The sequence below is a fragment of the Erythrobacter sp. 3-20A1M genome (assembly GCF_018636735.1).
Classification (GTDB): domain Bacteria; phylum Pseudomonadota; class Alphaproteobacteria; order Sphingomonadales; family Sphingomonadaceae; genus Alteriqipengyuania.
Map to the genome: position 1 here is coordinate 394,813 of NZ_CP045200.1, position 13,151 is coordinate 407,963.

A 13,151-nucleotide genomic window follows, 5' to 3' on the forward strand; every position below is an offset into this window, starting at 1 on the left:
AGAAGGTGGCAAAGCCCGGCCAGCTTCCGCATCCGCAAAAAAACCGGGAAGGCCGTTCTATGCGTTCAGTGCTTTCGCTAGACCGTCGCGGATATCCGTCAGTTCCGACAGCAAGTCGCTAGCGATCGTGGCGTTTTTCGCGTCGCGCCCTTGGTCCGGCGCAGCCTCTGCCGTGTCTGTTTGCGGCGCGCTTTCGGTCCTACCCGCGACATCGGAGCGGCCATCCGCAATGGCCTGGCGCGCACCCTTGATGGTGTAGCCCTCGACATTGACCAGCCGGTCGATCGCTTCGACCAGTGCGACGTCGGAGGTTCGATAATACCGCCGGTTGCCGCTGCGCTTGAGCGGCTGGAGCATGGGAAACTGTTCTTCCCAATATCGCAGGACATGCGGGCGGATGTTCAGCGCGGCACTGACTTCGCCGATGGTGCGCAGCGCCCCTTCGTCCTTGCCGTCCTCGAACCGCGCCGCCACCGCCTTAGAGCCCCGAGATGCGATCCCGCAGGATCTGGCTGGCGCGGAACGTCATCACCCGGCGCGGGGTGATCGGCACTTCCTTGCCCGTCTTGGGATTGCGACCGATGCGCTCGCGCTTGTCGCGCAGCACGAAGGTGCCGAAGCCGGATATTTTCACATTCTCGCCGCTTTTCATGGCTTCGCACATGTGGGCGAGGATCGATTCGACCAGGTTCAGCGACTCCGCGCGGCTAAAGCCCATCTTGCGGTTGATGGTCTCGGCCAGATCGGCGCGGGTCAACGTGCCTTGGGAACGGGACATATTCGGTCAAATCTCCTGCTCTTTCGGTGCGGACCCGCGGTAAAATCCAACATAGATTAAACAATTAGACCCTAGACCGCAAACCGTACCTCGGGGCAATCCCCTAATGACACAGCTTCGCCAACCCCTGCCGGATCAGTACCGCGCGAGGCTGGCACCCCAAGTGAAGCCGCCGCCCATCGCCTCGAACATCACGAGATCGCCGCGGGCGATCTTGCCCGAACGCACGCCGTGATCGAACGCCAGCGGCACCGACGCGGCCGAGGTGTTAGCGTGCTGGTCCACGGTGACGATCACCTTCTCCGGCGGCAGGCCCAGCTTGCGCGCCGTGGCGTCCAGGATGCGGGCATTCGCCTGATGCGGCACGACCCAGTCGATTTCCTCCGCCGTCAGCCCCGCACCGTCCAGCACCTCGCCCAGCACCTGGGCGAGATTGACGACCGCGTGGCGGAATACCTCGCGCCCCTTCATCCGCAGATGGCCGACGGTCTGCGTCGTCGAGGGACCGCCATCGACATAGAGGAGATCGTGCTGCGCCCCGTCGGCATGGAGCGCCGAGGCGATGATGCCCGGTGCGCCCGCCTCGTCCCCGACCTCCTCGGCTTCCAGCACCAGCGCACCCGCGCCGTCGCCGAACAGCACGCAGGTGGTGCGGTCTTCCCAGTCGAGGATGCGGCTGAAGGTTTCCGCGCCGATCACCAGCGCGCGCTTCGCCATTCCTGTGCGCAGCATCGCATCGGCGGTGGTGAGCGCGTAAAGGAAGCCGGAGCATACCGCCTGCACGTCGAAGGCGATGCCGCCGGGCGTGCCCAGCGCGGCCTGCACCTTCGTCGCCGAGGCAGGAAAGGTATTGTCGGGGGTAGAAGTCGCCAGGATGATCAGCCCGATCGAATCCGCGTCGAAGCCCGCATCGTCCAGCGCGGCACGAGCCGCGTCGGTCGCGAGGCTGGCGGTGGTCTCCCCCTCGCCCGCGAGATAGCGCTGGCGGATGCCCGTGCGCTCCACGATCCATTCGTCGGTAGTATCGACGCGCTCGGCCAGCTCGGCATTGCTGACGCAGCGCGCCGGCAGGGCGGAGCCGGAGCCCCGGATAACGGAACGGATCATTTCGCCTCCGCTTCGCCGCCATGCGCCCAGCCGCTCCGGTTGAGCTGGGCGAGATCGTCGGCCACGCGTTTGGTCAGGTCTTCCTCCAGCAGCCGGGCGGCGACGGCGACGGCATGCGCCACGCCCTTCGCGCTGGCGCTGCCATGGCTTTTCACAACCACGCCGTTGAGGCCCAGGAAGACCGCGCCATTGTGGTTGTTCGGGTCGAGATGGTGGCGCAGCAGCTCGGTCGCCGGACGCGAGACGAGGAAGCCGATCTTGGAACGCAGCGAGCTGGTGAAGGCGTTGCGCAGCAAGTCGGTCACGAAGCGCGCCGCACCCTCGATCGCCTTGAGCGCAATATTGCCCGAAAACCCGTCCGACACCACGACGTCCACTTCGCCGCGATTGATCTTGTCGCTTTCGATGAAGCCGTCGAAAGTCAGCGGCAGGTTCTTTGCAGCCTGCAGGGTCGCCGCCGCATCGCGCAGTTCCGGCGTACCCTTCTGCTCCTCGGTCCCGATGTTCAGCAGGCGCACGCGCGGCGCGGTGAAGCCGTTGACGATGCGCGAATAGGCCGCGCCCATGATCGCAAACTGGACGAGGTTGCGCGCATCGGCTTCCGTGTTGGCGCCCAGGTCCAGCATGACGGCATCGTGTTCGGCCAGGGTCGGCAGCAGCGCGGCGAGCGCCGGGCGGTCGATCCCCGGCATCGTGCGCAGCGCCAGCTTGCTCATCGCCATCAGCGCGCCGGTATTGCCGGCGCTGACCGCGGCCCCCGCCTTGCCTTCCTTCACCGCGTTGACGGCCAGACCCATGCTGGTGGATTTGGCCCGGCGCAGTGCGCGGGACGGCTTCTCGTCGCCGCCGACGACATCCTCGCAATGCAGGATTTCGGACGCCGCACGCAGATTGGGGTGATGTTCCAGCGCCGCTTCGATGCGCGCGCGGTCGCCGACCAGCAGGAACTGGAAGCGGTCGTGATCCCGGCGGGCGAGAGCCGCGCCGTCGATCATCACGCGCACGCCTTCGTCACCGCCCATCGCGTCGACAGCGATACGCGGCAAAGTCATGGCGCTCTCCTGATTATGGGGCCGGGGCCCCGGATCGTCAGAGGCTCGGCGCGAGAACTTCGCGACCGTTGTAGAAGCCGCAATGCGGGCACAGATTGTGCGGGCGCTTGAGCTCGCCGCAATTGCTGCATTCGTGGAAGGCCTCGACCTTCAGCGAATCGTGGGAGCGGCGATTGCCGCGACGATGCGGCGATACTTTTCTTTTTGGGACAGCCATGGCGGCACCTGTTCCTGCGAAATACGTCTAAATCTATGTCTTGGACCGCTTAGGCGAAGGCCGGAGCGCGCACAACCCATGGGGTCGGACGCCCTTAGAAGCCCAGCCGAGCGGGGAAGCAGCGCCCTATAGCGTGATTCCGGCGCAATGCAACCGGTTCGAGCCCTAACCTGCCAGCGCAGCGTCGCCCACGAAGGGATTGCTCTGCCGTTCGCGGCCGAAGGTGCTGGTCGGGCCATGGCCGGGAATGAAGGTGATATCGTCGCCCAGCGGCCACAGCTTGCCCGTGATGGCGTCGATCAGATCCTGGTGATTGCTCATCGGAAAGTCGGTGCGCCCGATGCTACCCTGGAACAGCACGTCGCCCACGATCGCAAAACTGCTGGGCCGATGGACGAAGACGACATGGCCCGGCGTGTGACCGGGGCAATGGAACACATCGAGCGTCAGTTCGCCCACGGTCACCTGATCGCCGTTTTCGAGCCAGCGGTCGGGTTCGAAGGGCTCGCCCGGCGTGCCGAAGCGCGCCGCATCGTCCGCGAGGCGGGCGATCCAGAACCGGTCCGCCTCCTGCGGCCCCTCGATCGGCAGGCCCAGCTCCTTCGCCAGCACACCCGCCTGCCCGCAATGGTCGAGATGACCGTGCGTAATCAGGATCTTCTCGAGCGTCACTCCGGCGCGCTCCACGCCCGCCTTCAACCGGTCCAGATCACCGCCGGGATCGACCAGCGCACCGCGCATGGTCTTCGTACACCAGATCAGCGAGCAGTTCTGCTGCAACGGGGTGACGGGGATGATCGCGGCCTTCATCGGCGGCTGGGTCTGGCTATCGGGCATGGGCAACGATGTGGCCGCAGGTCCGCCGCGATGCAAGCTCAGACGGTCCGTCGAGCTTGGCGGACCTCCGACACGATCTCGACCGCTTCGCGCAAGACATACAGCCCGATCGCCGCACCTACGATCAGGTCGAAATAGCCGATTCCGGTCGCGAGCACGGCCAGGCCGCTGGCGATGACCGCGGCATTCGCCACCACGTCCGCCCGGGTGAATATCCACGCTGCGCGCAGATGCACCTCTCCCCGGCGATGCGTTGCCAGCAGACGCAGCACGATTACGTTCACCACCAGCGCAATCGAGGCGACCGCGATCATCCAGGGCCCCTCTGGCGCGGCCCCCGCAAAGAAGCGCCGCGCCACCTCCGCCAGCAGCCCTAGGCCAAGTGCGAACAGCGCGATGCCGCTGCCCAATGCCGCATTAGCCTTGAAGCGGGACGATGCGCCGATCGCCACCAGCGCGATTGCGTAGACGGCAGCGTCCGAAAGCATGTCGAGCCCGTCGGCGATGAGCCCGGTCGACCCGGCGCGCAGGCCGCTCGCCAGTTCGACGACGAACATTACCGCGTTCAGCGCCAGCGCGATACGCAGCGCATGCTTCTGCGCAGCCGTTTCCAGCGCGGGGGGCTCGCATCCGCAATCGCTCATGCGTAAGGACCTTGCATTGCTGGCGGCGCGCCGCGGCCGAGGAGGAAGTGGGCGCGGATCATAGCCGCCCGCCTTTCCAGACCACACGGCCGACCACCTCGACCTCGCTCAGATCTACCTCCAGCGCGGGATAGGCACGGTTCTCGCTCAGCAGAGTTATCCGCCCCTGCCCCGCCAGCGCCACCCGCTTGACCAGCAAGCTGTCGTCCATCCGCACGATATGGATCGCATCGCGCAGCGGGCGCGGGGTGCGATCGACCAGAATTTCGTCGCCCTTGCGGAGCAGCGGCTCCATCGAATCGCCTTCCACCGTCAGCACCGACAGCATCCTGGGGTCGAAGCCATTGTCGCGCAGCCAGCGGGCGGAGAAGCCGAAATGGTCGAACGGTTTCTCGCCCTGCGCGAATTGGCCTGGTCCTGCCGACGCGGCGATCCCCAAACGCGGGATGGCGACGAAGGATTTATCCGCCTTTCCGCCGCCCGCATAGGAATTTTCCTCCCGACCGCCCAGCTCGCTTTCCGCCACGCCAAAGAATTCGGCCAGCCGCCGCCGGTCGCCTTCCTCCAGCTTGCGGGGACTGCCCTTGCGCACGAACTGCTGCAGATAGCTGGGATTGCGCCCGATCATTTCCGATAGCGCGGCAAGGCTGGCGCGCTTTTCCTGCGCCAAGGCGAGCAGGCGCTCGCGCGGTTCGGATGATGGATCGGACGTCATGATCGTCCACCCTCCCTATCAGTAGGAAAAATCCTAGACAAGTAGGATTTCGAGTGGAACGAATCAGAACAGAACAGGAACACAGATTCGCAGCCTTCGGAGATCCTTCCATGCTGATACGCCGTATCGAGCGATTCCTCAGGGAATTCGACATGCCCGCGACCAAGTTCGGTCGCCTCGCCGCGCACGATCCGCGCTTCGTGCTCGACCTCAGGAACGGGCGCGAACCGCGCAGCGGCACCGTGTCCCGGATCGACCGGTTCATGACCGACTGGCGGAGCGCGCGCCATGCATGAGGAACGCCCCCTCCCCCGCCGCCCGCGCGCCCGTCGTACCCCCGCCGACCGCCTGCGCGCCGCGCTTCTCGCCCTGGCCGATGGTCACGGGATCGTTCGCGCGCATCGAGAAACCCCTTGGGCCAGCATCACCTTCGCCGGGGCGCGGCACCGTGTGGTGTTGTGTTTCGAAGGCGCGGAAGCCATCGCGGCAGGCGAGCAATTCAGCGCCGACCTGCCCGAACACGAGTTCACGATCCCCGGCCAGCTGGTCGCCGATGCCACCGTTGTAGAGGTGGACCATGTGCTGCTGCCCCAGCCGCGCCTGACCGTGACCGCCGAGCTACTGCTGCTCGAAGATGTCTAGCCGCTAATACCCAAGCGACAGGTCGAAGCGCGGCTCGAGCGGTTCGCCCTTTACCCAGCGATGGCAGTTCTCGACAAAACGGGTCGCGGCGCGTTGAAACATCCTGGTCTGCGCGCGGCCCGACAGGTGCATGCTCAGATGCGCGCGCTCGACATCCCATAGCGGGTGATCGGCGGGCAGCGGCTCGGGCGTCATCACGTCGAGAAACGCCCCGCCCAGCCGCTTTGCCTCCAGCGCGTCGATCAGCGCGGGCTGGTCGATCACGCTGCCGCGCGCGATGTTCACCAGGACGGCGGTGTCCTTCATCGCGGCGAGTTCGGGCGCGCCGATCATGCCCTCGGTCTCCGGTGTCGCGGGCACGGCGAGGACGATCCAGTCGAACGCGCCCAGCCGGTCGCGCCATTCGTCCGGCCCCAGCGCGTTTTCGCCGCCGGAGCGCCGGACGACCGTGACCTCCATCCCGAACGCCCGCAGCCGCGGTTCGATCAGCCGCCCGATCGCGCCGTAGCCGAGCAGCAGGACCCGCCCGCCTTCCAGCTCCATCTTGCCCGGCGAATCGGACAGCCATTCGCGCGCGTCGCGCGCGCGGACCACGTCGTCATAGCCCTTCGCATGGACCAGCATCCCCATCACGACATATTCGGCGATGGTCACGGCGTTGATCCCCGCCCCGTTGGTGACGGTGACGCCGCGTGTCCGCAGCAGGTCGAGCGGCAGGAAATCGAGCCCCGCATAGATCGAGCTCAGCCATTCCAGTCGCTCCGCGCGCCGCACCGCCTCCAGCATGATCGCAGGCTCGTTATGATCGAACCAGCCGATCTGCGCCTCTGGTGCCAGCGCGTGCATTTCCTCGACCGAGGTGAACCAGCGCGGTTCTATCTCAGGGGGGAGCTGCGGCTCCACCAGCGGGCGCACGAGCGCGGACAGGACGGCGATGGTCATTTTCTTTACTGGTCAGCCCAGCTTCCATTCCCAGCCGAGCGGGTCACCGTCCATAACCTCGACCCCCTTCGCGATCAGCTCGTCACGGATGGCGTCGGAGGCGGCGAAGTCCTTCTCCGCGCGCGCGGCCTTGCGGCGGGTGAGCGCGTCCTCGATCTCGTCCTCGCTCAGTTGCGCATCCTTCGGCCGGATGCGCAGATCGGAGCGCGCAAGGTCGAGCAGGCCAAGGCCGAGCACGGCATCCATTTTCTCGATCGCCGCGCGCTTGGCACCGGCATCGACTTTCTTCATCGCGAGCGCTTCCTCGAGAGCGGTCAGCGCGATCGGAGTATTGAGGTCGTCCGTCACCGCATCTTCGAACTTCGACAGCGCGGGTTCGAACTTCGGGTGCATTTCGTCGACCTTGTCGGCACCGTGCAATGGGGCCGCCAGCAGCACCATTCGCTTCAACCGCGTCAGCGCCGCGCCCAGTCCTTCCCAGGAGAATTCCAGCTCGCTGCGGTAGTGCGCCTGCAAGCACATCAGCCGGTAGGCGAGTGGGTGATAGCCCTTGTCGAGCAGCAGTTGCAGGCGCAGGAACTCTCCCGACGACTTGCTCATCTTGCCCGTCCGGTCGACGAGAAAGTTGTTGTGCATCCAGATGTTGGCACCCGAATGTGAGGCCACATCGAGCCCGCCGCAGCCGCAATAGGCCTGGTTCTGCGCGATCTCGTTCGGGTGATGGATCTCGCGGTGGTCGATCCCGCCGGTATGGATATCGAACGGGAAGCCGAGCAGCTTGCCGCCCATGACCGAGCATTCCAGATGCCATCCCGGCGCGCCGCGGCCCCAGGGCGAATCCCACTCCATCTGCCGCGTCTCGCCCGGCGGCGTGGTGCGCCAGATCGCGAAGTCGGCGGCATTGCGCTTGCCCTCGACCGCGTCGATCCGTCCTTCTCCCTCCTCCGTCACGGCCCGCGCCAGCTTGCCGTAATCCGCCACCGTCGACACATCGAAATAAAGACCGGAATCGAGCTGATAGCAGTGCTTGTCGGCGATACTTCGCGCGAAATCGAGCATCTCGCCGATATAGTCCGTCGCCACCGACCATTCCGCGGGCTGCCGGATATTGAGCGCTTTCACATCGGCCCAGAATGCTTCGGTAAAATGGCGCGCAATGTCCCAGATCGACTGCGCATTCGCCGCCGCCGCCTTCTCCAGCTTGTCCTCGCCCGCATCGGCATCGTCGGTCAGGTGGCCGACATCGGTGATATTGATGATGTGGGTGAGCTTGTACCCCTTCCAGCTCAGCGTGCGCCCCAGCACGTCGGCAAATACATAGGCGCGCATATTGCCGATATGCGGATAATTGTAGACCGTCGGTCCGCAAGTATAGACCCGCGCCTCGCCCGGATGAACGGGCGTGAACGTCTCGATCTGGCGGGTCAGCGAGTTGAATAGGCGCAGGTCGCTCATGCGCGTGCGATGGAGCGCCGTTCGGTGCGGGTCAAGGCGGCTCTAGCGCGCCGCCTGCTCGCTGCAGAACGCCGGATTGTCCGCACCATCGCCGAACGCACAGCCGCGCTTGATCTCGGCCCGGATCCGTTCGCACGAATTCTGGATATTGCACGGCGGTCGTGTCGCGGTGGAAATCTGGTTGCATTGCCCGGACAGCGCCTCCGCCTTCTCGCGACCGATCTCCGCAAGGCACGAGCCAGCGACCGGCTTCGCGTCCGCGTTGTTCAGCTCCCTGCTGGCGACGTTGTATTCTTCGGTAGTCGGCGAGGCGGTGGGTGCAGGCTCGGCGGTGTCACTCGACTCGAAGCTGGTCGTCGTCACCTCGGCGGGCGTGGCAAGTTCGGTAGGCTGGGCCAAAGGTTGCGCATCGCCCCGTTCCTGCGATCCACACGCCGCCAGACCCAGCGCCAGGGACGCAAAAGTGAACATCGGAACGGTACGGCGCATGGGGGAACCTCCTTTTCGCGGTTAAGCGAGCATGTGCTTCAGGGGTTCCAGCTCAGGCGCTAAAACCCCTCGAACCGCACATGCTCATCCAGCGGCACGCGGCAGCGCTCGAAGGAATTCACCGCTGCGTCCGGATCGCGATAGCCGATGGCCAGACCGCAGAAGAGCATGTGCGTCTCGCGATCCACGCCCAGATGCTCCATGATCGGACGGGCGAAATAGGCCATGTATTCCTGCGGGCAGCTGTCGAGCCCCTCGCCGCGCAGCAGCAGCATGATCGTCTGCAGCCACATGCCGACATCGGACCACTGCGCCTCCTTCATCAGGCGCGGGAAATAGCACAGCAGCAACGCGGGCGCGCCGAAGCTCTCGGTATTGCGCGCCATCGCCGCGGCGCGCCCCGCCTTGTCCTCGCGCGCGATGTCGAGCGATTCGAACATCGCCGCAGACAGCTCGTAGAGGCGCGTCCTGTAGCGCTCATCCCCCTTGGGCGCGTCCCAATCGTATTCGGGCGGCGCCATCTGCGCGGCGCGCAGTTTCTCGCGCAAAGCCTCCAGCGGCGCGCCGGTCAGCACCGTCGCTTCCCATGGTTGATAGTTGCACCCCGAGGGCGCCCAACGGGCGGTGTCTAGAACGCGATGAAGCACCTCGTACGGTACCGGCCTATCGAGAAACGCGCGGACGGAGCGGCGCGTGCGGACAGCGTCGGCAACGTTCATCGAAAGATAGCCGCCAGAATGAAGGCGAGACCAAGACTCATACCCAACATGCTGACCCGTTTCAGTTTGTTTGCGGTCATATGTTTCGGGGGCGGATACGCCTCAAGTTGCCGTCTTTCCTCGAAATATTTTTCATCCGCTCCAGCCTTCAATTCAGAAAGCCGCTTCTGCCAGCCGACAACACCTTTCACATCTCTTTCGGGTCTTCGATACCCTGAGTAGGAAATCGCGACCAAGGCGACTCCAAACATCAGGAGCGACCAATCCATCGCTACCCCTCCACCTCGAACAAGTCCGCCAGCTGCTCGATGATCGTGCCGCCGAGCTGTTCGACGTCCATGATCGTCACCGCGCGCTTGTAATACCGCGTCACATCGTGACCAATGCCGATGGCAACGAGCTGGACCGGGCTCTGCTTCTCAATCCAGTCGATCACGCGGCGCAGATGGCTTTCGAGATAGCCCGCACTGTTCACGCTGAGCGTCGAATCGTCCACCGGCGCGCCGTCGGAGATGACCATCATGATGCGCCGGTCCTCGGGCCGGGCGAGCAGGCGGGTGTGCGCCCATAACAGCGCCTCGCCGTCGATGTTCTCCTTCAGCAGCCCCTCGCGCATCATCAGGCCGAGATTGCGGTGCGCGCGGCGCCACGGCTCGTCCGCCTTCTTGTAGATGATGTGGCGCAGATCGTTCAGGCGGCCCGGCTGCGCCGGCTTGCCGTCGGCGAGCCATTTCTCGCGCGCCTGACCGCCCTTCCACGCACGGGTGGTGAAGCCAAGGATTTCCACCTTCACCCCGCAACGTTCCAGCGTGCGGGCAAGGATATCCGCGCTGATCGCGGCGATCGAGATCGGGCGGCCGCGCATGGACCCCGAATTGTCGATCAGCAGGCTGACGACGGTGTCCTTGAACTCGGTATCGCGCTCGCGCTTGTAGCTGAGCGAATGGCCGGGGCTGATGACCACGCGGGCAAGGCGCGCGGCATCGAGCAGCCCCTCTTCCTGGTCGAAATCCCAGCTGCGGCTCTGCTGCGCCATCAGGCGGCGCTGGAGCCGGTTGGCGAGCCGCGTGACGATCGATTGCAGCCCGGTAAGCTGGCTGTCGAGATATTGCCGCAGCCGGTCGAGCTCGGCGGCGTCGCACAGTTCGGGTGCCTCGACCACCTCGTCGAAGGCGGTGGTATAGGCGCGGTAGTCGAAATTCTCGGGCTCGTCGGTCCACGGGCGGTTGGGGCGCACGGGCATCATGCCCTCCTCCCCATCGTCGCCCGGATCGCCTTCGGCCATCTCCTCTTCGCCGGAAAGCTCGCTCTCGCCGTCCTCGCTTTCGCCCTCCTCCCCGGCCTCGCCCGCCATTTCGGCGCTGTTAGGCTCGTTCCTGTCGCCGCCTTCGGCCTCGTCCTCGCCGTCGTCCTCGGGGGTTTCGCCCTCGTCTTCGTCGCCCCCCTCGCCGCCGTCGTCGGGCGCCTCCTCGGGCAGTGTCAGTTCGAGATGGCGCAGCATGTCCAGTGCGAGCGACTGAAAGGCGGACTGGTCGGATAGCCGCTCGGCCAGCCCCTCGAAATCGCCGCCCGTCCGCGCCTCCACGAATTCACGCACCATATCGACGCCGGCGCGGGCGCGCTCGGGAACCGGCTGACCGGTTAGCTCCTCGCGCAGCATCAGCGAGATGGCGGTCTGGAGCGGCACTTCGCTTTCGTTCTGCGCGCGCACGATCGGATCGCTGGCGACACGCAGCTCGGTCGCTGCGTCGAGGTTCGCGCCTATCCCACTGTAATTGTTCGTGCCGAGCGCCTCGTAACGAACCTGCTCGATAGCGTCGTAGACCGCGCGCGCGACCGGCTCGGACGGTGCGCCCCTGCCGTGCAACGCCTCGTTATGGTGGCGCTTTCTGAGCGCGAAGCTGTCGGCGAAGCCGCGCGCCTCCTGCACCTGTCCGGCGGGCAGGTTGCGCCCGGGCAGCGGCACGCGGAAATTGTTGCCGCTCGCCGCCGGGCTGTCCGCGCTCCACGCGACGTCGACCTCTCGCTCGCGCGACAGGGCGCGGGCGCCGCCGGTCAGGGCACGCTTGAAGCGGTCGAGAGGGGTTTCTTCGGACAATTCGTGCGGCTTACAGGATTGACTGGCCGGTCTTTTCCCAATCGGCCAGGAAGCCCTCGATCCCCTTGTCGGTCAGCACGTGCTTCACCAGGCCATGGATCACCTTGGGCGGCGCGGTCATCACGTCGGCGCCGATCAGCGCGCATTCCAGGACATGCGTCGCGTGGCGGATGCTGGCGGCGAGGATCTCGGTTTCATAGGCATAATTGTCGTAGATCGTGCGGATGTCGCGGATCAGTTCCAACCCGTTCGCCCCATTGTCGTCGTGACGGCCAAGGAACGGCGAGACGAAGGTCGCGCCGGCCTTTGCGGCGAGCAGCGCCTGGTTGGCGGAGAAGCACAGCGTGACGTTCACCATCGTGCCGTCCTCGGTCAGCGCCTTGCAGGTTTTCAGCCCGTCCATCGTCAGCGGCACCTTGATGCAGACATTGTCCGCGATCTTGCGCAGCTTTTCCGCCTCTTTCATCATGGTGGCGTGGTCGAGCGCGACCACCTCCGCGCTGACGGGTCCATCCACCAGATCGCAGATCTCCTTCGTCACTTCCATGAAGTCGCGGCCCGACTTGGCGATCAGGCTGGGATTGGTGGTGACGCCGTCGAGCAGGCCGGTTTCGGCAAGCTCGCGAATCTCGGCGATTTCGGCGGTGTCGGCGAAGAATTTCATGGGTAGCTGGGCTCCGGTTGATACGAGTCACGCCCGCTCTAACCGAGCCGGCGCGCACCCGCCACCCCGCTAGAGCGCCTGCGCGCCGCCGAACACGGCAATGATCGCCGGGTTGCGCGTGGATGCGGGATCGGCACGGATCGCGGCCTCTTCGCGCCCGATCTCGGTCCAGATCGCGTCGTTTACGCTGCCCGCCACGCGGTTGGCCACGCCAGCGACATCGACACCGGTGAGGCTCGACAGCGCCCGATCGACCAGCGGCTCGCGCGAGACGCGCATGGCCTGCGCCAGTTCGGGCACCATCGCCTCGATCAGCCCATTGCCGAGATCGGCGCGCAGGAAGCTGGTCGCGGCGGTCGGGCCGCCGGTGATGAGATCGACTGCACCCCGAATGCCGATCACGCGCACCGCGTCGGTCACCACCGGCGCAGCCCGTGCGCTGGCGTCGAGCGCGAACTGGGCGAAGGCATCCTGCAGCCGTGCCTTGAACAGGGCGGAGGTCAGAATGCTCGCCAGAACGTTACCCCGCGCGCCAAGCAGGCGGTCAAGCCCAACGGTCGCCACTTGCTTGTCCCAGAATCCACCGGGCGCGGTAAGCCGGGCGAAGGCGCGGTCGCTCGACAGGAACAGCAACTCCCTGACCGCATCCGTCAGCCCGTAGCGTCCGAAGGGGCTTGTCGCGCAACCGGCCAGTAGCAGCCCGCCGGTGGCCGTCATCGCGCCGCCCATGAAAGCGCGGCGTTGCGTGGCCTTGGTCAGAAGTCCGGTCATTATGCTCGCTCCGCTTCTTGT

At 65.7% G+C, this 13,151-nt stretch carries 18 protein-coding genes; 2 read left to right on the forward strand and 16 right to left on the reverse strand.

Going from position 1 to position 13,151, the window contains the following annotated elements; translation table 11 throughout:
• Positions 1-57: 57 nt before the first annotated feature.
• The 8 genes from F7D01_RS01945 to F7D01_RS01980 form a co-directional block, all read right to left on the reverse strand.
• Positions 58-474, reverse strand: coding sequence for a MerR family transcriptional regulator (locus tag F7D01_RS01945; RefSeq protein ID WP_215228599.1), 417 nt, complete (start codon positions 472-474; stop codon positions 58-60).
• 4 nt (positions 475-478) lie between these two features.
• Positions 479-778, reverse strand: a complete 300-nt coding sequence (locus tag F7D01_RS01950; RefSeq protein ID WP_215228600.1) for an integration host factor subunit alpha — start codon at positions 776-778, stop codon at positions 479-481.
• Between the two features lie 135 nt (positions 779-913).
• Complete coding sequence (locus tag F7D01_RS01955; protein WP_215228601.1) at positions 914-1,885, reverse strand: beta-ketoacyl-ACP synthase III; 972 nt, start codon at positions 1,883-1,885, stop codon at positions 914-916.
• On the reverse strand, positions 1,882-2,937 hold the full coding sequence (plsX, locus tag F7D01_RS01960; protein WP_215228602.1) for a phosphate acyltransferase PlsX: 1,056 nt from the start codon (positions 2,935-2,937) through the stop codon (positions 1,882-1,884). The genes F7D01_RS01955 and plsX overlap by 4 nt, the downstream gene beginning before the upstream one ends.
• Positions 2,938-2,974: 37 nt before the next feature.
• The gene (gene rpmF / locus F7D01_RS01965; RefSeq protein ID WP_215228603.1) at positions 2,975-3,154 is read right to left on the reverse strand and encodes a 50S ribosomal protein L32; all 180 of its coding nucleotides are present in this window, start codon (positions 3,152-3,154) and stop codon (positions 2,975-2,977) included.
• 165 nt (positions 3,155-3,319) lie between these two features.
• Positions 3,320-3,964, reverse strand: coding sequence for an MBL fold metallo-hydrolase (locus F7D01_RS01970; RefSeq protein WP_215229612.1), 645 nt, complete (start codon positions 3,962-3,964; stop codon positions 3,320-3,322).
• A gap of 65 nt (positions 3,965-4,029) precedes the next feature.
• Positions 4,030-4,635: a cation diffusion facilitator family transporter gene (locus F7D01_RS01975; RefSeq protein ID WP_215228604.1), complete on the reverse strand. Its 606-nt coding sequence runs from the start codon at positions 4,633-4,635 to the stop codon at positions 4,030-4,032.
• A 58-nt stretch (positions 4,636-4,693) separates the two neighbouring features.
• Entirely contained in the window at positions 4,694-5,350 is a 657-nt protein-coding gene (locus tag F7D01_RS01980) for a S24 family peptidase (protein WP_215228605.1), read from the reverse strand.
• A gap of 110 nt (positions 5,351-5,460) precedes the next feature.
• Between F7D01_RS01980 and F7D01_RS01985 the strand changes: the two genes are divergently transcribed.
• Together F7D01_RS01985 and F7D01_RS01990 are read left to right on the forward strand one after the other, a co-directional pair.
• Positions 5,461-5,646 carry a hypothetical protein gene (locus F7D01_RS01985; protein ID WP_215228606.1) on the forward strand — a complete coding sequence of 62 codons (186 nt, stop codon included), beginning with the start codon at positions 5,461-5,463 and terminating at the stop codon, positions 5,644-5,646.
• On the forward strand, positions 5,639-5,992 hold the full coding sequence (locus F7D01_RS01990) for a hypothetical protein (RefSeq protein WP_215228607.1): 354 nt from the start codon (positions 5,639-5,641) through the stop codon (positions 5,990-5,992). The genes F7D01_RS01985 and F7D01_RS01990 overlap by 8 nt, the downstream gene beginning before the upstream one ends.
• Before the next feature lie 3 nt (positions 5,993-5,995).
• Here F7D01_RS01990 and F7D01_RS01995 read toward each other — a convergent pair whose 3' ends face one another.
• The 8 genes from F7D01_RS01995 to F7D01_RS02030 all read right to left on the reverse strand — a co-directional run bounded on the left by F7D01_RS01995 (position 5,996) and on the right by F7D01_RS02030 (position 13,130).
• Entirely contained in the window at positions 5,996-6,934 is a 939-nt protein-coding gene (locus F7D01_RS01995) for a D-2-hydroxyacid dehydrogenase (protein ID WP_215228608.1), read from the reverse strand.
• 12 nt (positions 6,935-6,946) lie between these two features.
• Entirely contained in the window at positions 6,947-8,389 is a 1,443-nt protein-coding gene (gene cysS, locus F7D01_RS02000; RefSeq protein WP_215228609.1) for a cysteine--tRNA ligase, read from the reverse strand.
• 42 nt (positions 8,390-8,431) lie between these two features.
• The gene (locus F7D01_RS02005) at positions 8,432-8,878 is read right to left on the reverse strand and encodes a hypothetical protein (RefSeq protein WP_215228610.1); all 447 of its coding nucleotides are present in this window, start codon (positions 8,876-8,878) and stop codon (positions 8,432-8,434) included.
• A gap of 59 nt (positions 8,879-8,937) precedes the next feature.
• Positions 8,938-9,597, reverse strand: coding sequence for a nitroreductase (locus F7D01_RS02010; RefSeq protein WP_215228611.1), 660 nt, complete (start codon positions 9,595-9,597; stop codon positions 8,938-8,940).
• Entirely contained in the window at positions 9,594-9,866 is a 273-nt protein-coding gene (locus F7D01_RS02015; RefSeq protein ID WP_215228612.1) for a hypothetical protein, read from the reverse strand. The genes F7D01_RS02010 and F7D01_RS02015 overlap by 4 nt, the downstream gene beginning before the upstream one ends.
• Positions 9,867-9,868: 2 nt before the next feature.
• On the reverse strand, positions 9,869-11,695 hold the full coding sequence (gene cobT / locus F7D01_RS02020) for a cobaltochelatase subunit CobT (RefSeq protein ID WP_215228613.1): 1,827 nt from the start codon (positions 11,693-11,695) through the stop codon (positions 9,869-9,871).
• Between the two features lie 10 nt (positions 11,696-11,705).
• Positions 11,706-12,359, reverse strand: coding sequence for a fructose-6-phosphate aldolase (gene fsa / locus F7D01_RS02025; RefSeq protein WP_215228614.1), 654 nt, complete (start codon positions 12,357-12,359; stop codon positions 11,706-11,708).
• A 69-nt stretch (positions 12,360-12,428) separates the two neighbouring features.
• Complete coding sequence (locus tag F7D01_RS02030) at positions 12,429-13,130, reverse strand: DUF4197 domain-containing protein (protein WP_215228615.1); 702 nt, start codon at positions 13,128-13,130, stop codon at positions 12,429-12,431.
• Positions 13,131-13,151 lie beyond the last annotated feature (21 nt).